Genomic DNA, 21,417 nt, shown 5'->3' with positions numbered 1-21,417 from the left:
CGGTCCGGCGCCGGACAAGCGTGCTGCAGAGCCGTTCGGGTGATCAGGTGCGGCCGGCCGCCTGCCTGCCGAGCGTGCGGGCGATGACGTTGCGCTGCACCTCGTTGGTGCCCTCGCCGATCTCGAGGATCTTCGCGTCGGCGTAGAACCGGGAGATCTCCGACTCGCGGATGTAGCCGTAGCCGCCGTGGATCTGGACGGCGTCGCGGGCACACCGGTTGGCGGCCTCCGAGGCGTAGAGCTTGGCCATGGCGGCGGCCTGGGCGTAGGGGCGACCGCTGTCGGCCAGCCACGCGGCCCGGTAGACCAGGGCGCGGGCCGCCTCCACCTCGGTGGCCATGTCGGCGAGCTTGTGCCCGACGGCCTGGAAGTCACCGACCTTGCGCCCGAACTGCTCGCGCTCCCCCGCGTGCCGCACGGCCATCTCCAGCGCCGCCGACGCCAGCGACAGGGCGAGTGCGGCGACGCTGATCCGGCCCGGGTCCAGGACCTGCATGAACTGCTTGAGCCCGTTGCCGTCGTCGCCGATGAGGTGGTCGTCGGGGACCCAGCAGTCGGTGAAGACGAGCTCCCGGGTGTCGCAGGCGTGCCAGCCGAGCTTGCGCAGCCGCCGGCCCTTCTCGTAGCCGGCGGTGGCGTCGGGCACGAAGAACGTGCCGAACCGCTTGCCGTCCGCACCGTCGCCGGTGACGGCGAGCAGCGTGACCCCGAGGCTCATGTCGGTACCGGCGTTGGTGATGAACATCTTGGTGCCGTTGATCAGCCAGCCGCCGTCGGCACGGGTCGCCCTGGTACGGATGCCGCGGGCGTCGGATCCCGCGGTCGGTTCGGTCAACCCGAAGGCGCCCAGGTGGGTTCCGGACGCCAGCGGCGCGAGCCAGCGCCGCTTCTGCTCCTCGGTGCCGAAGGTCGCCAGCGGCAGCGACGCGATCGTCGAGTGGGCGTTCCAGCCCGACGCGAGTGACTGGTCGCCGCGCCCGATCTCCTCCATCGCCGCCACGTAGGTCACGAAGCCGGCGTCGCTGCCGCCGTAGCGCTCCGCGACGAGCATGCCCATCAAGCCGAGCTCGCCCATCTTGCGGTAGGTGCCCGTCGGGACGTGCTCGGTCTCCGACCACTGCGCCGCGTACGGCCGGATCTCGCGTTCGGTGAAGTCCCGGCACATCTGCTGCAGGGCCCGGGCCTCCTCGGGAAGGTCGAAGTCCATCTCGGTTGCCCTTCGGGTCTGCGTGCGGGTCGGGGAGGCGGTCTGCGCGGCGGGCGCCCGGGGCCTTGTGGACCCTCCCGGCCGGGGCCTACGCTCGGCGCAGTTTCATAGACCGATTGGTACACGAAACCCGGGACGGCCACAAGGAACCGCGAGTGGCCCCGGTCGCCGTGACAACCGCACAGGGAGGTGCGATGGGCACACCGGTTCTCAACCTCGCTCGGGTGCTGGACCACAACACGGCCCGCCGCCCCGGCCAGGTCGTGCTCACCCACGGCGAGCGCCGGGTGACCAACGAGGAGCTGAACGAGCGGGTCCACGCCCTCGCGGCCGGACTCGGTGACCTCGGGATCGGCCGCGGTGACGTGGTCGCGGTGCTGCTCTACAACCACGTCGAGTTCCTCGAGACGGTGCTCGCCCTCAGCCGGATCGGCGCAGTGCTGCTGCCGCTGAACTACCGGCTCGCGGCGCAGGAGTGGGCCTACATCCTGGAGAACTCCGACGCGGTGTGCCTGCTGAGCGAGCCCGAGTTCGTCGCCGCGCTGGAGCCGGTGCTCGGCGGGCTCCCCGCACTCCGTGCGCGGCTGCTGCTCGACGGACACCACGACGGATGGCGCGGCTACGACGACCTCGTCGCCGCCCACCGCGGGCAGCGGGTGCCGGTGGCCGAGACCCGCGCCGACGACCTGCAGCGCCTCATGTACACCTCCGGCACGACCTCGCGCCCCAAGGGCGTGCAGATCACCCACGGGAACGTGGCCTGGAAGGACTTCGCCCACATCGTCGAGTTCGGACTGTCCCGTGCGGATCGGACGCTGATCTGCGGGCCGCTCTACCACGTCGGGGGCCTCGACCTCCCCGGGACGGGCACCTGGCACGCGGGCGGCGAGATCACCCTGGTCCGGCGTTTCGACGCCGCCGAGGTCGTCGCGGCGATCGAGCGCGAACACCCGACCGTCATCTGGCTCGCACCCGCGATGATGATCGCCCTGCTGCAGCTCCCCGACGTCGGTTCGCGGGACCTCGGCTCGGTGCGGCTGATCATCGGCGGCGGGGAGAAGATGCCGGAGCCGCTGGTTCGCCGGGTCCTCGACACCTTCCCCGGCGTGTGGTTCGCCGACGCCTACGGGCTGACCGAGACCGCCTCCGGCGACACCGTCAACGACGCCGAGCACATGCTCAGCAAGGTCGGCTCGGTCGGGCGCCCGGTGCCGCACCTGGAGGTCCGCATCATCGCCGAGGACGGCACCCAGGCCGCCGCCGGCGAGGTCGGGGAGGTGGCGCTGCGCGGCCCGAAGGTCACCGCGGGCTACTGGCGCGACGAGGAGGCCACCGCCCGTTCCTGGCGGGACGGCTGGTTCCACACCGGCGACGTCGGACGGCTCGACGACGAGGGCTTCCTGTTCATCGAGGACCGGAAGAAGGACATGATCGTCTCCGGGGGCGAGAACATCGCCACGCCCGAGATCGAGCGGGTGCTCTTCGAGCATCCCGACGTGGTCGAGGCCGCGGTCGTCGGCATGGGGCACCCGCGCTGGGGCGAGGTCCCGCGGGCCTTCGTCGTGCTGCGCCCCGGTGCCGGCCCGGATCCGGACGGGCTCGGTGCGTTCTGCCGCGAACGGCTGGCCCGCTTCAAGGTGCCCGCCGAGTTCGTCTTCCTGCCCGAGCTGCCCCGGACACCGTCCGGAAAGGTCCTCAAGCGGGACCTGCGAGAGGTGCCGGTGGCGCCGTGACCACCGTCCCGTCCTTCGACCTGACAGGCCGGACCGTGTGGGTGACCGGCGCGGGCAAGGGGCTCGGCCGGGCCGTCGCGGTCGCCGCGGCACACGCCGGCGCACGGGTCGCCGCGACCGCGCGGACCGCCGGTGATCTCGAGAAGCTCGCCGCCGAGCTCGCCGGGGTCGCCGTCGTCGACGTCGTCCCGGCCGCGGTGGACGACCCCGACGCGGTCGATGCTGCGGCGGCCACGATCCTGCACCGGACCGGGCGGATCGACGGCGTGGTCAACGCCGCGGGCATCAGCCCGGTGTTCGTGCGCAGCGAGCGGCTCTCCGACGCCGACTGGCAGCGGGTGCTGCGGGTCAACCTCGACGGGACCTTCCACGTCTGCCGTGCGGCCGGACGCGCCATGCTCGAGCAGGGTTCCGGCTCGATCGTCAACGTCACCTCGGTGCACGCCGAGGTGGGGGCCGAGCGGATCGCGGCGTACGCCGCCAGCAAGGGCGCGATCACCGCGCTCAGCCGGACCCTCGCCGTCGAGTGGGCCGACCGCGGCGTGCGGGTCAACTGCCTGGCGCCGGGATACGTGCCGACCGAGCTCAGCAACGGCCTGCTCGACTCCCCGCGCGGCGAGGCCGTGCGGGCCCGCATCCCGATGGGCCGCACGGGCCACCCGCACGAGGTCGCCGGGGCCGCGGTGTTCCTGCTCGGCGACGCCGCCGCGTACACGACCGGCTCCACGATCACCACCGACGGCGGGTGGACGGCCTGGTGACACCGCACGTGACACACCCGGCACCGCACCCGGCGATCCAGGAAGGACGGACGTGACAGCAGCAGAGGCACCGGCCCGCGCCGGCACCGCCGTGAGCGTGGACGACCTGTCCGAGATGTACCGGCGGATGCGCCGCATCCGCCGGTTCGAGCAGCACGCGTCGGATCTGTACAAGAAGACCGAGATCCCCGGCTTCCTGCACCTGTCCATCGGGCAGGAGGCCACCGCCGTCGGGGCCTGCTGGCATCTCGACGAGCGCGACGGCATCACCTCGACCCACCGCGGGCACGGTCACTGCCTCGCCAAGGGCCTCGACACGGCGTCGATGTTCGCCGAGCTCATGGGCAAGGAGACGGGCACCTGCCGGGGCCGCGGCGGCTCGATGCACATCGCCGACCCGTCACTGGGCATCTACGGCGCCAACGGCATCGTCGGCGCCGGCCTGCCGATCGCGGTCGGCGCCGCCACCGCGGCCCAGCTGCGCGAGACCGGCGGTGTCGTCGTCGCCTTCTTCGGCGACGGCGCCGTCGCCCAGGGGATGTTCCACGAGGCCGTGAACCTCGCGGCGGTGTGGGACCTGCCCGTCGTGTTCTTCTGCGAGAACAACCACTACGCGGAGTTCTCCCCCGCCGCCGCCCAGCACCGCGCGCCGCTGTCCGCGCGCGCCGCGGGCTACGGGATCGGCTACGAGCACGTCGACGGCAACGACGTCGTGGCCGTCGCGGACCTGATGGCCGGGGTGATCGCCGGCCGGCGCACCGGCGGTGGCCCGGTCCTCGTCGAGGCGGAGACCTACCGGTGGCACGGCCACTACGAGGGGGACCCGGAGCGCTACCGCACCGCGGACGAGGTGACCGGCGCGAAGGAGCGCGACCCGCTGCTCGTCGCCCGCACGGCGCTGGCCGCGGCGGGCGTGCCGGGCTCCGGGCCGGACGCGCTCGGCGCGCCCGACGCGATCGACGCCATCGACGCCATCGACGCCGAGATCGAGACCGAGATCGCGGACGCCATTGCTTCGGCCCGCGCGGCGTCCGAGCCCGCGCCGCAGACGTTGACGGACTACGTCACCGCGCCCCGCGCGGACGTCCCGGAGCCCGCCGAGGCGAGCGGCGAGGTGTTCCGCACGATGGACGCGGTGCGGACCGCGCTCGACCACGAGCTCGCCACCGACCCGGACGTGTTCGTCGCCGGCATCGACGTCGCGGCCGGCGGCGGGGTGTTCGCGCTGACCCGCGGCCTCGCCGACGCCTACCCCGGGCGGGTGCGCGACACCCCGATCTCGGAGACGGCGATCGTCGGCACCGCGGTCGGCTCGGCCATGGCCGGCATGCGCCCGGTCGTCGAGCTCATGTACTTCGACTTCATCGGCGTCTGCCTGGACCAGCTGCTCAACCAGGCGGCCAAGCTCGGGTTCATGACCGGCGGGGCCGCGCGGATGCCGCTGGTCCTGCGCACCCAGTTCGGGGCCGGGAAGTCCTCGGGCAGCCAGCACTCGCAGAGCCTGGAGGCGCTGCTGGCCCACATCCCCGGGCTCACCGTCGTGATGCCGTCCACCCCGGCCGACACCTACGGGCTGCTCCGCGCCGCGATCCGCGACCCCAATCCCGTCGTCTTCGTCGAGAACCGGCTCACCTACGGCAGGAAGGGCCCTCGCCCGCCCGAGGACCATCTGGTCCCGCTGGGGAAGGCGAAGATCGTCCGGCCGGGCTCCGACGTCACGATCGTCTCCTACTCCCGGATGCTGACCGAGTGCCTGGCCGCCGCCGAGGCCCTGGCCGCCGACGGTGTCGACGCCGAGGTCATCGACCTGCGCACCGTGGTGCCGTGGGACCGGGAGACCGTGCTCGCGTCGCTGGCCAGGACGCACCGCCTGGTGGTCGCCCACGAGGGGGTCCAGGACTTCGGGGTCGGCGCGGAGATCGCGGCGACGGCCGCCGGCGAGGGCTTCTGGCACCTCGACGCCCCCGTCGTGCGCGTCGCGCCACCGGCGATGCCCGCGCCCTACGCGCCCTCGCTGGAACGGGAGTGGCTGCCCGACCGGGAGACCGTCGCGGCCGCCGTCCGCCGGGTGTGCGCCGGATGAGGGCCCCGTCGGCACCCGACAGCGCTCGACAGCCCGCCCCGGTTCCCACCGGGCGCCGTGCCGACGGCCGTCCCTGGGCGACCCCGCTCGCCCGGGCGCTGGCCCGTACCCGGCAGCTGGACCTGCGCGACATCGCACCCGGACGCGACGGCGCCGTCCGCGCCGCGCAGGTGAACGACCTGCGCGCAGCACCGGAGCGACACCCGGCGACCGGGCCGTTCCACGTGCTCGTCGCCGACGTCGACGTGACGGGGCCGGAGCGGGCCCTGGGCACCGCTGCCGCGGACCTCGCCACCCGCGAGGGCGCGCGGCCGACCGTGTTCACCCTGGTCGTGGCCGCGCTCGTCCGGAGCCTGGGCCGCTGCCCGGGGGTGCACGCCGACGACGTCTCGGCACCGGTCCACCTGTCCGTGCTCGGGTCGGGGGACGAGGGATGGAGCGAGGTCCCCGATGCCGGTTCGCTCGGCCTCGGCGGCCTCGTCCGGGCCCTGCACACCCCGGCACTGCACACCCCGGCACAGCACACCTCTGCTCTGCACACCTCTGCTCTGCACACCGCGACGCACCGGGCGGCCGTCCGGGGCGTCGCGGTCGTCGACTCGGGCTCGGAGGACATCGACCTGGAGCTGGCGCCGCCACCGGCCGGGGCGCGGGCGGCGCTGACCGTCGGCCGGGTCCACCGGGCCGTCGCCGTGGTGACGACCGACGGCGCCGAGAGCATCGCCGTCCGGTCGATGATCCGGCTCGCACTCGCCGTCGACACCGGGACCGTGGGTCGCAGCGAGTCGGCGGCGCTGCTGCGCGATCTGCGGACGCGGCTGGCCGCCGGTGTCACCGCCGCCGAGCTCACCCGCTGACAGCCGCGGCCGGCCCTCTCCCGGTGCGGGGAGCTCCGACCACGACGTTCCGCCATCGGCCGGACGTAACGACCGCGGCGGCGCGGGCGAGGCCACGGGGACCGAGGCGCTCGGGAGCCGGCTGGAGGGGACGCCGGTACCGGTGTTCCTCCCCGATGTCTCCTCGGCCGCACAGCGCAGGGTGAGGCGCACCTCCGGAGAGTGGAGCGGACATGACCGGCGGCTCGGCGACGGCATCGCCGTCACGCGGCGCGGGCCGTCTGGGCCGGGTCCTGGACGGCCCGCTCGCCGGCATCTCCCCGTGGATCGTGCTGGGCGTCTTCGAGGGGCCGGGCCGGATGGGCTGGGCGGCGGGGGCCGCCCTCGCACTGTCGGTGGTGTTCCTGGTCTCCGACCGAATCCGCGGGCGTTCGCTGAAGCTGCTCGCGGTGGTCGACGTCGTCTTCTTCGCCGCGCTGCTCGTCCTCGTGCTGCTGATCAGCCCCGCATGGACCCAGTGGCTGGAGACCTGGATCGGGGAGATCAGCAACATCGCGCTGGTGCTCGTCGCGGTCGGATCCATGCTCGTGCGGATGCCGTTCACCCTGCAGTACGCCCGCGAGCAGATCGACCCGCAGTACTGGCACCTGCCTGCCTTCCTCCGTGTCAACTACGTGATCACCGGAGCCTGGGCCGCCGCGTTCCTGGTCTCGGCCGTCGCAGGCTTCTACGGCGATGCCGTCCTGCAGGACAGCAACAACATCTGGACGGGCTGGGTCATCCAGGTCGGCGCGATGCTCGTCGCGCTGCAGTTCTCCAGCTGGTACCCCGACATCGCACGGGCGCGGGTCGCGCGGGAACAGGGCGCCGCGCCCGGGCCCGTGCCGTCGGTCGCCGCGCTGATCGCTCCCCTGGCCTGGTGGCTGGTCCCGATCGGCATCCTCAGCCTCACCCTCGACGGAGGCCCCGCCTGGGTGGGGATCACCTTCGTCGTCGCGGGCATCGCGATCGGGATGCTCCTGCGTCCCACAGCACGTCCGAGCACGGCCGGTACCGGCTGACCGGCGCCGTCGTCGTCCCACCAGTACCCGTCCGTGGTGGTCGGGCGGAGTACCCTCTGCCACAGGTGAGCCGGGAAGACTGGTCGGCGTGTCGGTTCGTCCTGCGACCAGGGAGTCTCGCCGTGTCCGGCCAGCATCGCACCGTGTCTGCCGCCGTCCGCGCCGTCGGGCTCTCCAAACGCTTCGGGGCCGTGGTCGCGCTGGAGCCGCTCGACCTGACCGTCGCCGTCGGGCAGGTGTTCGGCTTCCTCGGTCCGAACGGGGCGGGTAAGTCCACCACCATCCGGCTGCTGCTCGGCCTGGCCCGCCCCAGCGCGGGCCGGGCGGAGATCTTCGACGTGCCGTGTACCGATGTGGTGCGTGCGCACGCGATGCTCGCGTACGTGCCCGCCGATGTGGCGCTGTGGCCGCAGCTCACGGGGGCGGAGACCCTCGAACTGCTGGCGCGGGTCGGGCCCGGTGTGGACCGTGCCTACCGTGCGGAGCTCGTCGAGCGCTTCGCGCTGGACACCGGCAGGGCGGCGCGCACCTACTCGACGGGCAACCGGCAGAAGGTCGCCCTGGTCGCGGCGTTCGCCACCCGCGCCCCGCTGCTGGTGCTGGACGAACCGACCAGCGGGCTGGACCCGCTGATGGAGCAGGAGTTCCGGGCCGCGGTGCGGGAGGCCCGTGACCGCGGCCAGACCGTCTTCCTCAGCTCGCACCAGCTGGCCGAGGTCGATGCGGTCTGCGATCGGGTGGCCATCCTGCGGGCCGGGCGGCTGGTCGACGTCGCCGACGTGACCGCGTTGCGTGCGCTGCACCGCACGGAGGTCGAGGCGGGCTTCGTCGGGCCCGCGCCACAGCTGGACGGCGTGGCGGGCGTGGCCGATGTGGAGGTGTTGGGCCGGGACCGGATCCGGTTCACCCTCGCCGGGCCACCCGCGGCGGCACTGCACGCGCTGGCCGGCTCCGACGTCCGCAGCCTGCAGGTGCGCGAGCCGAGCCTGGAGGAGATCTTCCTCGGCTACTACGGGGACCCGGTCCGATGACCGGCGCCGGCCCGGCCCGTCCCCAGGGGGACCGCCGCGGCTCGCTCAGCACCGTCCGGCCGGGCGCACCGGCGGACGGGACCGAACCCACCGGCGGACGCGCCCCGGCGGCCGCAGGAGCACCGGCCCCACGCCCGACCGCTGCCGTCGCCCGCCTCACGACCAGGTGGGTCCGCCGCAGTGCCGCGGTGGTGGCCCTGGTGGCCGCCGGGATGTCGGCGATCGTCGTGGCGAGCTATGACAGCGTGGTGGCCCAGGCCCCCGGCGGTGCGGCCGCGCTGCAGGTGCTGGCCACCAACCCGGCGATCCGCACGCTGTTCGGCGAGCCGGTCGCCCTGGACGACTCCGGCGGGTTCACCGTGTGGCGCACCGGCACCGCGCTCGGCGTGCTGCTCGGGGTATGGGCACTGCTGACCGCTACGCGGCTGCTGCGCGGCGAGGAGGACGCCGGCCGGTGGACGCTGCTGCTCGCCGGTCGGCTGCGCCACGGGCCCGCGGTGGCCACTGCACTGGCCGTGCTCACCGCCGCACTGCTGACGGCCGGTGGCGCGGTCGCCGTCGCGATGATCCTGGCCGGTGCCAACGCCGGACCGGCCCTCCTCCATGCCGCGGGCCTCGCCTTGACCGGGGCGTTCTTCGCCGGGGTCGGCGCGGTCGCGGCACAGGTGGCCGGCTCCCGTGGCGCGGCTTCCGGCGCGGGGACCGGTGTGCTGCTGGGCATGCTGTTGCTGCGGATGATCGGCGACGGGGTGGATGCGCTGGGGTGGCTGCGCTGGTTCTCGCCGTTCGGGCTGACCGCGCTGGCCGCCCCGTTCCACACCGACCGGGTCGCACCCGTGCTGGTGCTGGCCGCTGCGGCCGTCGGGGCGCTGGTGGCGGCCCCACTACTGGCCGCGCGCCGCGACGTCGGCGACGGGCTGGTGCCCCGCGCCGGGACCCGTCGCGCCCGGCTCGCGCTGCTCGGCTCGCCGCACGGGTTCGCGCTGCGCCGCACGCTGCGGCCGCTGACCGGGTGGGCGATCGGGGTGGGTGCCTTCTACCTGCTGCTCGGCCTGCTCGCCGTCTCACTGACCGACTTCCTGCAACGCAACCCGCTGTTCGCCGGGCTGGCCACCCGGGCCGGGTTCGGCGACCTCGCTACCCCGCCGGGCTTCGCCGGCACGCTGTTCGCGCTGCTCCCGGTCCCGGTCGGGGCGTTCGCCGCGGTGCGGATCGCCGCGCTCGCGCACGACGAGACCACCCGGCGGTTGGGGCTGCTGCTCGCCGCGCCGCTGTCCCGGGTCCGGCTGCTGACCGGGACCGCCGCGGTCACCGCCGGCGCCGCCGTCGCGCTCACCCTGGTCGCCGCAGTGGCGATGTGGGCCGGGGCCGCCGCGACCGGCGCCGACCTCGGACTCGGCGACGCCGTCGCGGGCGCGGCGAACACGCTGCCGATCTCACTGCTCGGGCTGGGTTTCGCGGTCCTCGGGCTCGGCCTGTCCCCGCGCGCGGTGATCGCGCTCGGCATCCTGCCCGGCGCCGGCGGGTTCCTGCTCAACGTGCTGGCCGACAGCATCGACGCCCCACGGTGGGTCGCACAGGTCTCGCCGTTCGCGCACCTGGAGCCGGTGCCGGCCACCGCGCCCACCCCGGCGGCGTCGGCCGTCATGCTCGCGGTCGCACTGCTCGCCGCCGCCGGCGGCGTCCTGGCCTACCGCCGACGCGACCTACGCTCCGACTGACCCCCCACTGATCTACGACTGTTCACCCTCTTCGCGGCTACACCTCGGAGCCCGAAAACACCCGTAATGCCAGAATCGGCGGCGTGGACGTCGCGCTGAACCTGGCCCTGGTGCTGCTGTTCGTGCTCTTCGGGGGCTTCTTCGCCGCCGCCGAGATCGCGCTGGTCACCCTGCGGGCCGGGCAGGTGTCGGCGATGGCCGAACGCAGCCGGCGCGGGGCACGGGTGGCGCGGCTGCGCAGCGACTCCAACCGGTTCCTGTCCGCGGTCCAGATCGGGGTCACCTTCGCCGGGTTCTTCGCCTCCAGCTACGGCGGCGCCACCATCGCCGTGCGCCTCGAGCCGGTCCTGGCCGGCTGGGGGCTGCCCCTGGCGATCGCCTCGACCGCCGCGCTGGTCCTGGTCACCGCGCTGGTGTCCTACCTGTCGCTGGTCGTCGGCGAGCTCGTGCCCAAACGCCTGGCCCTGCAGCGACCCGAGGCCGTGGCCCAGGCCACCGCCGGGCCCCTCGACCGGCTCGCCACCGTGGCCCGGCCGCTGATCTGGCTGCTGTCCCGTTCGACCAACGCGGTGGTCCGGCTGCTGGGTATCGACCCGCGCACCCCCGACGACCAGGTCAGCGAGGACGAGCTGCGCGACATGGTCCGGACCGCCAACACCCTGACCCCCGACGAGCGCAGGCTGCTCTCCGACGCCTTCACCGCCACCGACCGCGTGCTGAGCGAGGTCATGGTGCCCCGCACCGAAGCCGACTTCCTCCGCGCCGACGCCACCCTGGACCAGGCCATCACCCAGGTCCTCGACCGGCCCCACTCCCGCTATCCGGTCATCGGCGAGACCCTCGACGACGTCGTCGGTGTGGTGCACGTGCGCGACCTGCTCACCGCCCACCACGGCGGCCGACCGGCCGACCGGCGCCGTTCCGGCAGCTCTGACGGCGAGTGGACCGTGGGTGAGCTGGCCCGGCCGATCACCGCGTTGCCGGGCAGCAAGGCCGTCCTCGCCACGCTCGGCGAGATGCGCCGCGGCGGCGGTCACCTCGCCGTGGTCGTCGACGAGTACGGCGGCACCGACGGCATCGTCACCGTCGAGGACCTCGTCGAGGAGATCGTCGGCGAGATCCGCGACGAGTACGACCCCAGCGCCACCCCCGCCCGGCGGACCGCCGACGGCGGGTTCGACGCCGACGGCCTGCTCCACCACGACGATGTCGAGGAACAGACCGGGATCGCGCTCCCCGACGGCCCCTACGACACCCTGGGCGGGTACGTGATGCACCAGCTGGGCCGCGTCCCCACCGACGGCGACACCCTCGACGCCCTCGACCACCGCTTCACCGTCGCGGCCACCGACGGCCACCGCATCGCCCGTGTCCACATCACCCCGGCCCGGTCCGGCGACGCCGCTCCGCCGGACCGGCCCACCGATCGGGCCGACGAACCACCGCCCACCGGGGACGCCGATTCCGGCCGGTCCTGAGCAACGGCCGCCATCACCGTTCTACGTGGCCGTGTGTCCGGCGAGATCGGGGTCCGGCGCGGTCCAGTTGACCGCTCCCCGCCACAGCATCCCCGCAATGGTTGTCGCTGCACAGAACGCCACCACGGCTGTGGTCAGGGTGAAAGCGCCTTCATTGCTGACCTCGATGTCCACATAATGCGAGAAGAGGAAGAGCTGCATGACCACCTGGAATGCCAGGTGGAATCCGATGGACGCCCAGACCGAGCCTGATATGAGGCGAACGCAACCGGCGACGACGGCCATGCCGAAGAACAGGGTCGAGCGCTCCACGAATACTCCCCAGCCATTGCTGATGACCCACAATGTGGTGCCGAAGGTCGAGAAGAGCAGTGCCTGGACCACGACGGCGATCCACGGAGCGGTGACCGTGGTGAGGTTCCGGTAGACGTAGCCACGGAAGATGAGCTCTTCGGGGAACGCCTCGTAGGTGAACACGAGCAGGACGAGTAGGAGGACGGCGCCGACGAGTTCAGCGACCGAGGACTCGAGCCGGATCTCCAGCCATCCGAACGAAAGCCCCACGGCTAATCCGATAGCGGCCGGAACCAGCCAGGTCAGGGCGCCGTAAAGAACGTCTCGCCATGCCCGCCTCCCACCGTGGAGCCCTAGAGAGGATACCGGGCGGCGGTCCACGTACCGGCACAGTACGAGGACCAGCGGCACCGCAAGAGCGACAGTGCCGACGGCGTTGGTGATGTGCTTCTGCAGCGACATCTCGGCGCCCCACAGCGCGGTGCTCAGCTGGGTCACACCGAGCCAGACGACCAGCGTTCCTGCGGTGCTGACCGCGAGTCGCAGCGCCAGCGGCGCACGAGCGACTGATTCGCGCTGGGGAGTGGAACGTGCCATGAGATTCAGACTAGGGAAATGGATCGGCCGAAGGACCTGCCAGAAGTCATTGCGGATAACCGGCCCACCGTCACGGAGCCGCGTATCCGCCGTCCACCACCATCGCCGAGCCGGTGGTCCACCGGGAGTCCGCGCCGGCCAGGTAGGCGAACGCGCCGACGACGTCCTCGGGTGCACCGAGCCCGAGCGGGTGCCGCGCGGTGAGCCCCGGCAGGGCCTCGTCGGGGATGTCGGCCGTCATGGCGGACTCGAAGGTGCCGGGGCAGACGCAGTTGACGCGGATCCGTTCCTTCGCGTACTCGACCGCCGCCACCTTGGTCAGCTGGATGACGGCGGCCTTCGCCGCGCCGTACGGAGCCGTGTACGGCCAGGCCGTCAGGCCGGCGACGGACGCGGTGTTGATGATCGAACCGCCGTCCTCCTGGGTACGCATGACCCGCACCGCGGCCGTCGTCCCGTGCACGGCACCCAGGAAGGTGATCCGGAACTGGCGGTCCCACTCCTGCGCGGTCTGGTTGTGGATCCGGCCGTTGGTGGCGATCACACCGGCGTTGTTGATCATGACGTCGAGCCGGCCGAACCGCTCGACCGCGGCCGCCACCGCCGCGTCGACGGCCGCCGCGTCGGAGACGTCGACGACCCGGGTGAGCACCCGGGTACCCGGTCCCTCCAGAGTGGACGCGACCGGCTCGAGCCGCTCGCCGGACAGGTCGCACAGGACCAGATCGGCCGGCCCCTCGCTCGCCAGCCGCCGGGCCACCGCCGCCCCGAGCGCACCGGCCGCCCCGGTGATCAGTACGACGCGGGAAGGTCCGCTCTCCATGGGTCCACCGCTTCTCCCGGCGGGATCGGGCCCGGTCGCGGGCACCCGCCGACGTTTCCTGTACCGAATGTTCTGTAAAACGTTAGACGGCGGGACAGGCACCGTCGAGACCGGACGGCGATCGGGTTCCCGGATGTCGTGGCAGGACGGCTCGACGCAGGCCTACGGCGACGCGGTGGCGCCGGAGAGCTCCGGGCGCAGGTCCACCTCGGGATGCTCGCTGCGGAACCGTTCGGTCGCGGCCTCGACCGTCGCCGGGTCGAAGTCCGCGGCGGCGAACCCGCGGAACAGGGTGCTGCAGTACTCGGTCGCGAGCTCGGACACCGGCCACCGGCCGTCCGGACGGACCCACTGGTAGGTGTGGTTGTGCAGGTTGAGGAACTGCAGCATCCCCAGCCGCAGGTCGATCGACCGGAACTGGCCTGCCTCGACGGCCGCGGCGAGGAGCTCGACCACGATGCCCTCGAACTCGCGGCGCTGCGCGATGACGGCCTCGCGGTTCTGCGGCGACAGCTGCCGGTAGTCGTGCTCGTAGACCCAGATGTGGTCCAGCCGCGCCACGATGATCTCCAGCAGGACCTCGGACAGCAGGCGCAGCCGCACCGCCGGGCACGCGGGCGCACCGACGATCCGGCGGGCGACCGCCAGCAGCGGGCCGAGCACGGCCTCCTGGATCTCGACGAGGAGCTTCTCCTTGGAACCGATGTAGTAGTACAGCGCGCCGCGGGCCAGACCCACCGCGTCGCAGAGCTCGGTGATGCTGGTGGCGGCGTATCCGCGCTGCGCGAACAGGGAGGCCGCGATGCCGATGATCTCCTGACGGCGCGGTTCGAACCCACTGCCGTGCCCGGGTGGCCGGGGCATCGCTTCCTCCCGGCTCGTCGATGTCGATGTCGCGGTCGCGGTCGATGTCGGTCCTGCTGCGCCGGATCCTAGTGCCGTCGCCGACCCGGCGAGCCGAGCGCCGTGCCCGCGCGTCGCCGGCGCGCGGTGCGACCGGCCCGCCCGTAATGTCCGTCCCATGCGGATCGCCCCGTACCGTCGCACCGGGCACGCCGGGCCGCCCGGCCGCCCTCCGGCCGCTCCGTCGCGGGTACGGCGCCGGGCCCGCCCGGTGCTCGCCGCGCTCGCCTGCCTGCCGCTGGTGGCGGCGTGCGGGCTGGGGCCCAACCCGGTGACGAACGTGGTGTCCGGGAACGAGGCCCCGGTCGCAGCCGCGGCGGCCGATCTGGCACCGGCCCCCGTGGCGGTCCCGCCGGGCCTCGACGCCGCGCCGTTCGACCAGCCGCGGGAGGCTCTGGTGCCGGCGGGATGGACCCTGTCTGTGTTCGCCCGCGTCCCCGGCGCCCGGCTGGCCGCGTGGACGCCGGACGGGAACCTGCTCGTCTCCGTCCCGGACGACGGGCGGGTCGTGATCCTGTCCCCCACCGGCGAGCAGCGGCCGCTGCTCGAGGGACTCACCCGGCCGCACGGCCTGGCGTTCTCCCCGGACGGCGGCACCCTCTACGTCGCCGAGTCGAACCGGGTCACGAGCCACCGCTACGCGAACGGTGCCGCCACCGGCGCCCGGGTCGTCGCGGACGGCCTGCCGGACGCCGACAGCCCCGACCTGCGCGGCGCCTACGGCCACCAGCTCAAGTCGGTCGCCGCCGGGCCGGACGGCGCCGTCTACGTCTCGATCGGGTCCACCGGCAACATCTCGGTCGAGGACCTATCCGCGACGCCGCCGCGGGCGTCGATCCTGCGGGTGCCGCCGGGCGGCGGGCCCGCCGAGCCCTTCGCGGTCGGGGTGCGGAACGGGACCGGGCTCGCCGTCGCACCGGACGGCGCCGTCTGGTCCGCGGTGAACGGCCGGGACAACGTGCCCTACCCCTACGACCGGCCGTACGGGGACGCACCGGACTCGTCGTTCGGCGAGGTGATCAACCAGTACGTCACCGCGCACCCGGCCGAACCGCTCGCGAAGCTGACGCCCGGGCGCAACCTGGGCTGGCCCTACTGCAACCCGGACGCGGACACCGAGCCCGGCGTGCCGGGCAGCCTGCAGGACCTCACGGACGTTCCGCTGGTCGCCGACGCCGAACTGAACCCGGGCGGCCGGGAACTCGACTGCACGACACTGGCACCGATGGAGCAGACCTTCCCGGCGCACTCCGCGCCGCTCGGCCTCTCGTTCACCTCCGGCACGCTGCCCGCGCCGTATGCGACCGGTGCGCTCGCCGGGGTGCACGGGTCGTGGAACGCGGACCCGCCGGTGGCCCCCGAGGTGGCGTTCTTCCCCTACACCGACGGGACGCTGGGGCCGCAGCAGACCCTGGTCGGCGGGTTCCAGGACCCGTCGGGGGCCCGCTGGGGGCGCCCGGTCACCGCGGTCACCGGGTCCGACGGCGCCGTCTACATCACCGACGACGACGCCGGCGCGGTCTACCGGCTGGCACCGCCCAGCTGACCACGCCCCGGGTACCGTCGCCCGGGCGCCGGTGCGACGACCCCGGCCGGGAGGGTGACCGATGCGGATCGTGGACTGGGCCGACGAGTCCGACGGCGGGCCCGCCGTCGTCCTGATCGACCAGCGGGCGCTGCCGCACCGCACCGTCCACCTGCACCTGCGCACGGTCGACGACCTGATCGACGCCGTCCGGTCGCTCGCCGTGCGGGGCGCGCCGAGCCTGGGCATCACCGGCGCCTACGGTGTCGCCCTCGCCGCGCACCGGCACGGCACGACCTCCCCGGACGCGGTCGACGCGGTCCGGGCCGACGCCGAGCGGATCGCCACCGCGCGACCCACCGCGGTCCCGCTGTCGCTCGGTGTCCGGCGGGCACTGACCGCGCTGGACGGGGGCCCCGCGGCCGTGCTCGCCGAGGCCCGCGCGGTCGCCGCCGAGGCCGCCGCGGTGCACGCGGCCGCGACCGACCGGGCCGCGGACGAGATCCTCCGGCTCTGCCCGGGGCGGCCGCTGCGTGCCCTGACCGTCTGCAACACCGGCCCGCTCGCCACCGGCGCCGTCGGCACCGCGCTCGGCGCGATCGTCGGGTTGCACGAGCGCGGGGCGCTCGCGGAGGTCCTCGCCTGCGAGACCCGGCCGCTGCTGCAGGGTGCCCGGCTGACCGTGTGGGAGCTCGCCCGCGCCGGGGTGCCGCACCGGTTGTGCGTGGACTCCGCCGGCCCGGCCGCGATCGCGAACGGCCTCGTCGACGTCGTGCTCGCGGGCGCCGACCGGATCGCCGCGAACGGCGACGTCGCCAACAAGATCGGCACCTACATGCTGGCCTGTGCCGCGGCCCGCTCCGGGATCCCGTTCGTGATCGTCGCGCCCGAGGAGACGATCGACCCGCGGACACCGACCGGGGCGGACATCGTCGTCGAGGAGCGCGGCGCCGACGAGGTGCGCGAGCACGCCGGCACGCTGATGACCGTGCCCGGGACGCCGGTCTACAACCCGGCCTTCGACGTCACCCCGGCCGACCTGGTGACCGCGATCGTCACCGAGTCCCGGGCCTGGGCGCCGTCGCCCGCACCTTCTGCTTCTGTGCCGCGAACCGCGCCAGCGCCTCGCTGATCTGCTCCGGCGACAGCAGTCGTGGCTCGCCGACCGCACGGGCGCGCAGCCAGACATCGCACAGCCACTCGAGCTGCCGCGCACCGTCGTAGGCCGCGCCGAGCTGCTCGCCGAGCACGAGGGTGCCGTGGTTGCCCATGACGACCGCGGTCCCGTCCCCCAGCGCCGCCATCGCGTTGGCGACGAGCTCGTCGCTGCCGAACGGCGCGTAGCCGGCCACGCGCACCGAACCGCCGAACATCGCGATCTGGTAGTGCACCGGCGGGACGTCGTCGCGCAGCAGCGACATCGCCACCGCCGCAGGTGAGTGCGTGTGGACGACGGCGGCCGTGCCCGGGCGGGCGTGCGCGGCCAGGTGCAGGGCGAGCTCGCTGGTCGGCGCCCGTGACCCGTCGACCACCGACCCGGCACCGTCGACCAGCACGACGTCGCCGGGGGCCATCGTCTCGTAGTCCACTCCGGACGGGGTGACGGCGATCATGTCGCCGGTGCGGACCGAGAGATTGCCGGACGTCCCGACCACCAGGCCGTCGCGCACCATCCGGCGGGACCAGGTGCACAGCGACTCGCGGGCGGCGTCGTGATCAGGATGCGTGGACACCGGTCCATCATGGCCCGCGAGTGGATCCCGGCCGCGACAACCACGCACGCCTGACCTTCCGCGACAGCGAAGCGCGCGGGCTCGGTCAATGGGTGCAGCCGAGTATGCACCTCGATGCGCAGCGTCTTGCGTACGCCCGTATCATCAGGACATGTCAGAGCGCCTGAGCGTCTCGTTCGACGAACGCACCGCAGCCAGGGTCCGAGCGTGCGCAGCGACGAACCGAGGGGGCGCGTCGGGCTACCTGGCGCGCCTGGTCCGGGAGGACGAGCTGCGCCAGGCCGGCGACCAGCTCGCCGCCTTCTACACCGCCCACCCGTCCTTCATCGACGACGCCGAAGCCGAGCGCATCGCTGCTGCTGGTGAGTGACATCCGCCAGCCTCCCCCATCGTCCTCGGGCTGCATGTGGTCGACCAGGATCCTGGCGCTCTGCTCGCGGTGAAGACCGGAGCTCATGGGTGGGCGTTGATCCCGAGCATCGAAGGTGTGCACAAGCGCCGGCTGGGCGACGTCGTCGGGCACATCGGCATCGAGGAGCAGGAGGCCGTGGGCCGCGCGCTCAGAGCTGTGCTGGACCTGGACTGACTCCTGCTCACTAGGCTTGCCCACATGGACGCCGATGCCGTCGTGGTCGGGGCCGGGCTCGCCGGCCTGGTCGCCGCCGCCGAGATCGCCGACGCCGGACGCTCGGTGATCGTGTTGGACCAGGAACCCGGGCAGAACCTGGGCGGCCAGGCGTTCTGGTCGCTGGGCGGACTGTTCCTCGTGGACACCCCGGAGCAGCGGCGGACCGGGATCCGGGACTCGGCCGACCTGGCGCTGTCGGACTGGCTCGGGTCGGCGGCGTTCGACCGGGGGGTCGACGATCCGGCCGGTGCGGACTTCTGGGCCCGCCAGTGGGCCACCGCGTACGTGCACTTCGCGGCCGGTGAGAAGCGCGCATGGCTGCACGAGCAGGGCGTCCGGTGGCTGCCGGTCGTCGGCTGGGCCGAGCGCGGCGGGCACCTCGCCGACGGCCACGGCAACTCGGTCCCCCGTTTCCACCTCACCTGGGGCACCGGGCCCGGGATCCTCGAGCCGTTCGTCCGCCGGGTCCGCGCGCACGCCGAGGCCGGGCGGATCACGCTGCGCTTCCGGCACCGGGTGGACGCGCTCACCGTCACCGACGGGGTGGTCGACGGGGTGTACGGCGCGGTCCTCGCCCCGGACCACGCCGAGCGGGGCGCCGCGACCAACCGCGACGTGACCGGCGAGTTCACCGTGCGGGCGGGCGCGGTGCTGGTGACCTCGGGCGGGATCGGCGGCGACCAGGACCTCGTGCGCGAGCAGTGGCCGCAGCGGTTGGGGACACCGCCGTCGTACATGGTCTCCGGGGTCCCCGCCCACGTCGACGGCCGCATGCTCGCCATCACCGGGGCCGCCGGCGGCCGGATCGTCAACTCCGATCGCATGTGGCATTACACCGAGGGCGTGCAGAACCACTCCCCGGTCTGGGAGAACCACGGCATCCGGATCATCCCGGGGCCGTCCTCGCTGTGGCTGGACGCGACCGGGCGGCGGCTTCCCGCCCCGAACTTCCCCGGCTTCGACACCCTCGGCACGCTCGCCGCGTTGCGGGCCGGCGGCCACGAACACTCCTGGTTCGTGCTCACCCAGAAGATCATCGAGAAGGAGTTCGCGCTGTCGGGGTCCGAGCAGAACCCGGACGTCACCGGCAAGAACGTGCGGGCCACGCTCGGCCGGGTCCGGCCCGGCGCGGCCGCGCCGGTGGAGGCGTTCCTGCAGCGCGGTGCCGACTTCGTCGTCGCCGACACCCTCGACGAGCTCGTCGTGGGGATGAACCGGCTGACCGGCGGGGCTCCCGAGCTGGACTCCGAGGTGATCCGCCGCCAGGTCGTCGCCCGCGACCGGCAGCTGGACAACGCCTTCGTCAAGGACCTGCAGGTCATGGCGATCCACAACGCCCGCCGCACGCTCGGCGAGAAGCTCGCGCGCACCGCGCCGCCGCACCGGCTGCTCGATCCCGCGGCCGGGCCGCTGATCGCCGTACGGCTGCACGTGCTGACCCGCAAGACGCTCGGCGGGCTGCAGACCGACCTCGCCGGACGGGTGCTGGGCGCCGGCGGCGCCCCCGTGCCGGGCCTGTGGGCGGCGGGCGAGGTCGCCGGGTTCGGCGGCGGCGGGGTGCACGGGTACCGGGCGCTGGAGGGCACGTTCCTCGGCGGCTGCCTGTTCTCCGGCCGGCAGGCGGGCCGGTCGGTCGCGCTGGGCGGCTGAGCACACCCGCCCGAACAGGTGTCACGCGGACGGGTCGATCCTCGCGCGGCCGCCCGTGCGAGCGCGCAGGATCACCGTCACCGCGGGTGGTGCGCCCCCGCGGACGCCGGGGAGCAGCGGGCTCCTCGCGATGCGGGACCGTTCGCCCACCGCGCCGGACCGGCGCAGGAAGCAGGAGCATCGTGAACAACCTCGTGCGCACCGTCGTCGCCGGCGCGGTCACGGTCGTGATCGGGTTCGCCGCGGCCGGTGCCGCCTCGGCCCAGCCCGCCCCGCCCGAACCGCCGTTGAGCCCCGCCGACCAGGCCGCGCAGTACGCCTGCCTGCAGAAGAACCTGGACTTCGCCGCGCTGCCGCAGGACGCACTGGCGGACCCGGTCGCCTTCTCCGCGCTGGTCGCCCAGGCCGCGCAGGAGTGCGACGCCGTCCGGGCACCAGCTGCTCCAGCGGTACCCGCTGCTCCAGCAGCACCGGCGGTACCCGCCGGCTGACAGGAGGCACGGATCAGAACAGGTCGCTGCGGCTGATCACGCCGACCAGCACACCGTCGTCGTCGACCACCGGGACCACCCGGAACCCGCGCTGGGACAGCAGCTGGTCGGCGTCGGCGAGCGGGTCGTCGGGATGTACCACCTCGACGTCGTGGGTCATCACCCCGGACACCGTGCGGGCCCGCATCCGGCGCCCGCCCGCCACCGACCCGTGCATCAGGTCGGCCTCGGACACGATGCCGAGCAGCCGGTCGTCGTCGTCCACCACCGGGACGGCGGTGAACCGGTAGGACAGCAGCACCTCGGCGGCCTCCTCGAGCGCGAGGGCCGGGGGGATCGCGACCAGACCGCCGTCGGTCATCGCGTCGGCCACCCGCAGCGAGGAGATCGGGCGGCGACCGACCCGGCCCGCACCGCGCGGCGTCATCGCCTCGGGCAGCGGCGCGGCCAGCACGCTGCCGCCGAGCCGCCGCGCCGCGCGCCGGACGATCCCGCCGGCGTGCCGGTGCCGGAGCAGGTCGCTGCGCGTGATCACCCCGACCAGCACGCCCTTGTCGACCACCGGGACCAGTCGGAGCTCGCCGTAGACCCGCATCCGGTGCGCGATGATCGACACGTTGGTAGCGGGCAGCACCGAGAGGACCTGCTCGGTCATCGCGTCCCCGACCGTCGCGTGTGGAGCGTCGCGGTGCCGCAGCAGGTCGACCAGGCTGATGATCCCGACCAGCGAGAAGCGGCGGTCCACCACGGGGAGGGCGGAGAACCGGGACTCGGACATCCGTTCCTGCGCCCGGCTCAGTGGTGCGTCCGCCCAGACCGTGACGACACGTTCGGTCATGACATCGCGCGCTCGCAGCACCAT

The 21,417-nt window shown here is 73.7% G+C and carries 19 protein-coding genes; 13 read left to right on the top strand and 6 right to left on the bottom strand.

The annotated features are described in order from the left end of the window. Positions 1-43 precede the first annotated feature (43 nt). On the bottom strand, positions 44-1,207 hold the full coding sequence (locus JOF36_RS18525; RefSeq protein WP_210028256.1) for an acyl-CoA dehydrogenase family protein: 1,164 nt from the start codon (positions 1,205-1,207) through the stop codon (positions 44-46). A 194-nt stretch (positions 1,208-1,401) separates the two neighbouring features. Between JOF36_RS18525 and JOF36_RS18520 the strand changes: the two genes are divergently transcribed. From JOF36_RS18520 to JOF36_RS18490, 8 genes are all read left to right on the top strand, one after another. After that, the gene (locus tag JOF36_RS18520) at positions 1,402-2,940 is read left to right on the top strand and encodes an acyl-CoA synthetase (protein ID WP_210028255.1); all 1,539 of its coding nucleotides are present in this window, start codon (positions 1,402-1,404) and stop codon (positions 2,938-2,940) included. Beyond that, positions 2,937-3,701 (top strand): SDR family NAD(P)-dependent oxidoreductase, encoded by a 765-nt coding sequence (locus tag JOF36_RS18515; protein ID WP_210028254.1) that lies wholly within the window; start codon positions 2,937-2,939, stop codon positions 3,699-3,701. Before JOF36_RS18520 ends, JOF36_RS18515 begins: the two co-directional genes overlap by 4 nt. Positions 3,702-3,753: 52 nt before the next feature. Continuing rightward, positions 3,754-5,784 (top strand): alpha-ketoacid dehydrogenase subunit alpha/beta, encoded by a 2,031-nt coding sequence (locus JOF36_RS18510; RefSeq protein WP_307862454.1) that lies wholly within the window; start codon positions 3,754-3,756, stop codon positions 5,782-5,784. Next, on the top strand, positions 5,781-6,641 hold the full coding sequence (locus JOF36_RS18505) for a hypothetical protein (RefSeq protein WP_210028253.1): 861 nt from the start codon (positions 5,781-5,783) through the stop codon (positions 6,639-6,641). Before JOF36_RS18510 ends, JOF36_RS18505 begins: the two co-directional genes overlap by 4 nt. Before the next feature lie 212 nt (positions 6,642-6,853). Then, positions 6,854-7,681 (top strand): hypothetical protein, encoded by an 828-nt coding sequence (locus JOF36_RS39190; protein ID WP_245350898.1) that lies wholly within the window; start codon positions 6,854-6,856, stop codon positions 7,679-7,681. A gap of 143 nt (positions 7,682-7,824) precedes the next feature. Continuing rightward, positions 7,825-8,712 (top strand): ABC transporter ATP-binding protein, encoded by an 888-nt coding sequence (locus JOF36_RS39185; RefSeq protein WP_307862453.1) that lies wholly within the window; start codon positions 7,825-7,827, stop codon positions 8,710-8,712. Beyond that, on the top strand, positions 8,709-10,433 hold the full coding sequence (locus tag JOF36_RS18495; protein ID WP_210028251.1) for an efflux permease Rv1217c-related protein: 1,725 nt from the start codon (positions 8,709-8,711) through the stop codon (positions 10,431-10,433). Before JOF36_RS39185 ends, JOF36_RS18495 begins: the two co-directional genes overlap by 4 nt. Positions 10,434-10,516: 83 nt before the next feature. Beyond that, positions 10,517-11,911, top strand: a complete 1,395-nt coding sequence (locus JOF36_RS18490) for a hemolysin family protein (RefSeq protein WP_210028249.1) — start codon at positions 10,517-10,519, stop codon at positions 11,909-11,911. Between the two features lie 21 nt (positions 11,912-11,932). On the opposite strand, the gene JOF36_RS18485 is transcribed toward JOF36_RS18490, so the two are convergent. From JOF36_RS18485 to JOF36_RS18475, 3 genes are all read right to left on the bottom strand, one after another. Continuing rightward, entirely contained in the window at positions 11,933-12,802 is an 870-nt protein-coding gene (locus tag JOF36_RS18485) for a CPBP family intramembrane glutamic endopeptidase (protein ID WP_210028247.1), read from the bottom strand. Positions 12,803-12,872: 70 nt separating this feature from the next. Continuing rightward, complete coding sequence (locus JOF36_RS18480; RefSeq protein WP_210028245.1) at positions 12,873-13,625, bottom strand: SDR family NAD(P)-dependent oxidoreductase; 753 nt, start codon at positions 13,623-13,625, stop codon at positions 12,873-12,875. Between the two features lie 162 nt (positions 13,626-13,787). Then, a complete protein-coding gene (locus JOF36_RS18475; RefSeq protein ID WP_210028244.1) occupies positions 13,788-14,489 on the bottom strand; it encodes a TetR/AcrR family transcriptional regulator in 702 nt (233 codons plus the stop codon). Positions 14,490-14,646: 157 nt separating this feature from the next. Here JOF36_RS18475 and JOF36_RS18470 point away from each other — a divergent pair, with 157 nt between their 5' ends. Together JOF36_RS18470 and mtnA are read left to right on the top strand one after the other, a co-directional pair. Then, positions 14,647-16,074: a PQQ-dependent sugar dehydrogenase gene (locus JOF36_RS18470; protein ID WP_210028243.1), complete on the top strand. Its 1,428-nt coding sequence runs from the start codon at positions 14,647-14,649 to the stop codon at positions 16,072-16,074. Positions 16,075-16,135: 61 nt separating this feature from the next. Further along, positions 16,136-17,185 (top strand): S-methyl-5-thioribose-1-phosphate isomerase, encoded by a 1,050-nt coding sequence (mtnA, locus tag JOF36_RS18465; protein ID WP_210028242.1) that lies wholly within the window; start codon positions 16,136-16,138, stop codon positions 17,183-17,185. Here the strand turns inward: mtnA and JOF36_RS18460 are convergent. Beyond that, complete coding sequence (locus JOF36_RS18460) at positions 17,109-17,786, bottom strand: class II aldolase/adducin family protein (protein WP_307862452.1); 678 nt, start codon at positions 17,784-17,786, stop codon at positions 17,109-17,111. The genes mtnA and JOF36_RS18460 overlap by 77 nt on opposite strands. A 151-nt stretch (positions 17,787-17,937) precedes the next feature. Between JOF36_RS18460 and JOF36_RS18455 the strand changes: the two genes are divergently transcribed. The 3 genes from JOF36_RS18455 (at position 17,938) to JOF36_RS18445 (ending at position 20,555) form a co-directional block, all read left to right on the top strand. Next, positions 17,938-18,156: a hypothetical protein gene (locus JOF36_RS18455; protein ID WP_210028241.1), complete on the top strand. Its 219-nt coding sequence runs from the start codon at positions 17,938-17,940 to the stop codon at positions 18,154-18,156. 240 nt (positions 18,157-18,396) lie between these two features. Beyond that, positions 18,397-20,064, top strand: a complete 1,668-nt coding sequence (locus tag JOF36_RS18450) for an FAD-binding dehydrogenase (protein ID WP_210028240.1) — start codon at positions 18,397-18,399, stop codon at positions 20,062-20,064. Positions 20,065-20,246: 182 nt separating this feature from the next. Further along, a complete protein-coding gene (locus JOF36_RS18445) occupies positions 20,247-20,555 on the top strand; it encodes a hypothetical protein (protein ID WP_210028239.1) in 309 nt (102 codons plus the stop codon). A 13-nt stretch (positions 20,556-20,568) separates the two neighbouring features. Here the strand turns inward: JOF36_RS18445 and JOF36_RS18440 are convergent, their stop codons facing one another. After that, positions 20,569-21,417, bottom strand: coding sequence for a CBS domain-containing protein (locus JOF36_RS18440; RefSeq protein WP_210028237.1), 849 nt, complete (start codon positions 21,415-21,417; stop codon positions 20,569-20,571).

It is taken from the genome of Pseudonocardia parietis (assembly GCF_017876315.1).
GTDB lineage: Bacteria > Actinomycetota > Actinomycetes > Mycobacteriales > Pseudonocardiaceae > Pseudonocardia > Pseudonocardia parietis.
The sequence above is the reverse complement of the archived record's forward strand: the minus strand, read 5'-3'. Positions and strand labels throughout refer to the sequence as shown.

Coding starts and splice junctions, on each gene's coding strand:
- JOF36_RS18505 (WP_210028253.1), top strand. CDS start 5,781: ATGAGGGCCCCGTCGGCACCCGACAGCGCTCGACAGCCCGCCCCGGTT.
- JOF36_RS18480 (WP_210028245.1), bottom strand. CDS start 13,625: ATGGAGAGCGGACCTTCCCGCGTCGTACTGATCACCGGGGCGGCCGGT.
- JOF36_RS18450 (WP_210028240.1), top strand. CDS start 18,397: ATGGACGCCGATGCCGTCGTGGTCGGGGCCGGGCTCGCCGGCCTGGTC.
- JOF36_RS18470 (WP_210028243.1), top strand. CDS start 14,647: ATGCGGATCGCCCCGTACCGTCGCACCGGGCACGCCGGGCCGCCCGGC.
- JOF36_RS39190 (WP_245350898.1), top strand. CDS start 6,854: ATGACCGGCGGCTCGGCGACGGCATCGCCGTCACGCGGCGCGGGCCGT.
- JOF36_RS18485 (WP_210028247.1), bottom strand. CDS start 12,802: ATGGCACGTTCCACTCCCCAGCGCGAATCAGTCGCTCGTGCGCCGCTG.
- JOF36_RS18525 (WP_210028256.1), bottom strand. CDS start 1,207: ATGGACTTCGACCTTCCCGAGGAGGCCCGGGCCCTGCAGCAGATGTGC.
- JOF36_RS18520 (WP_210028255.1), top strand. CDS start 1,402: ATGGGCACACCGGTTCTCAACCTCGCTCGGGTGCTGGACCACAACACG.
- JOF36_RS18475 (WP_210028244.1), bottom strand. CDS start 14,489: ATGCCCCGGCCACCCGGGCACGGCAGTGGGTTCGAACCGCGCCGTCAG.
- JOF36_RS18440 (WP_210028237.1), bottom strand. CDS start 21,417: ATGGTGCTGCGAGCGCGCGATGTCATGACCGAACGTGTCGTCACGGTC.
- JOF36_RS18455 (WP_210028241.1), top strand. CDS start 17,938: ATGTCAGAGCGCCTGAGCGTCTCGTTCGACGAACGCACCGCAGCCAGG.
- JOF36_RS18495 (WP_210028251.1), top strand. CDS start 8,709: ATGACCGGCGCCGGCCCGGCCCGTCCCCAGGGGGACCGCCGCGGCTCG.
- mtnA (WP_210028242.1), top strand. CDS start 16,136: ATGCGGATCGTGGACTGGGCCGACGAGTCCGACGGCGGGCCCGCCGTC.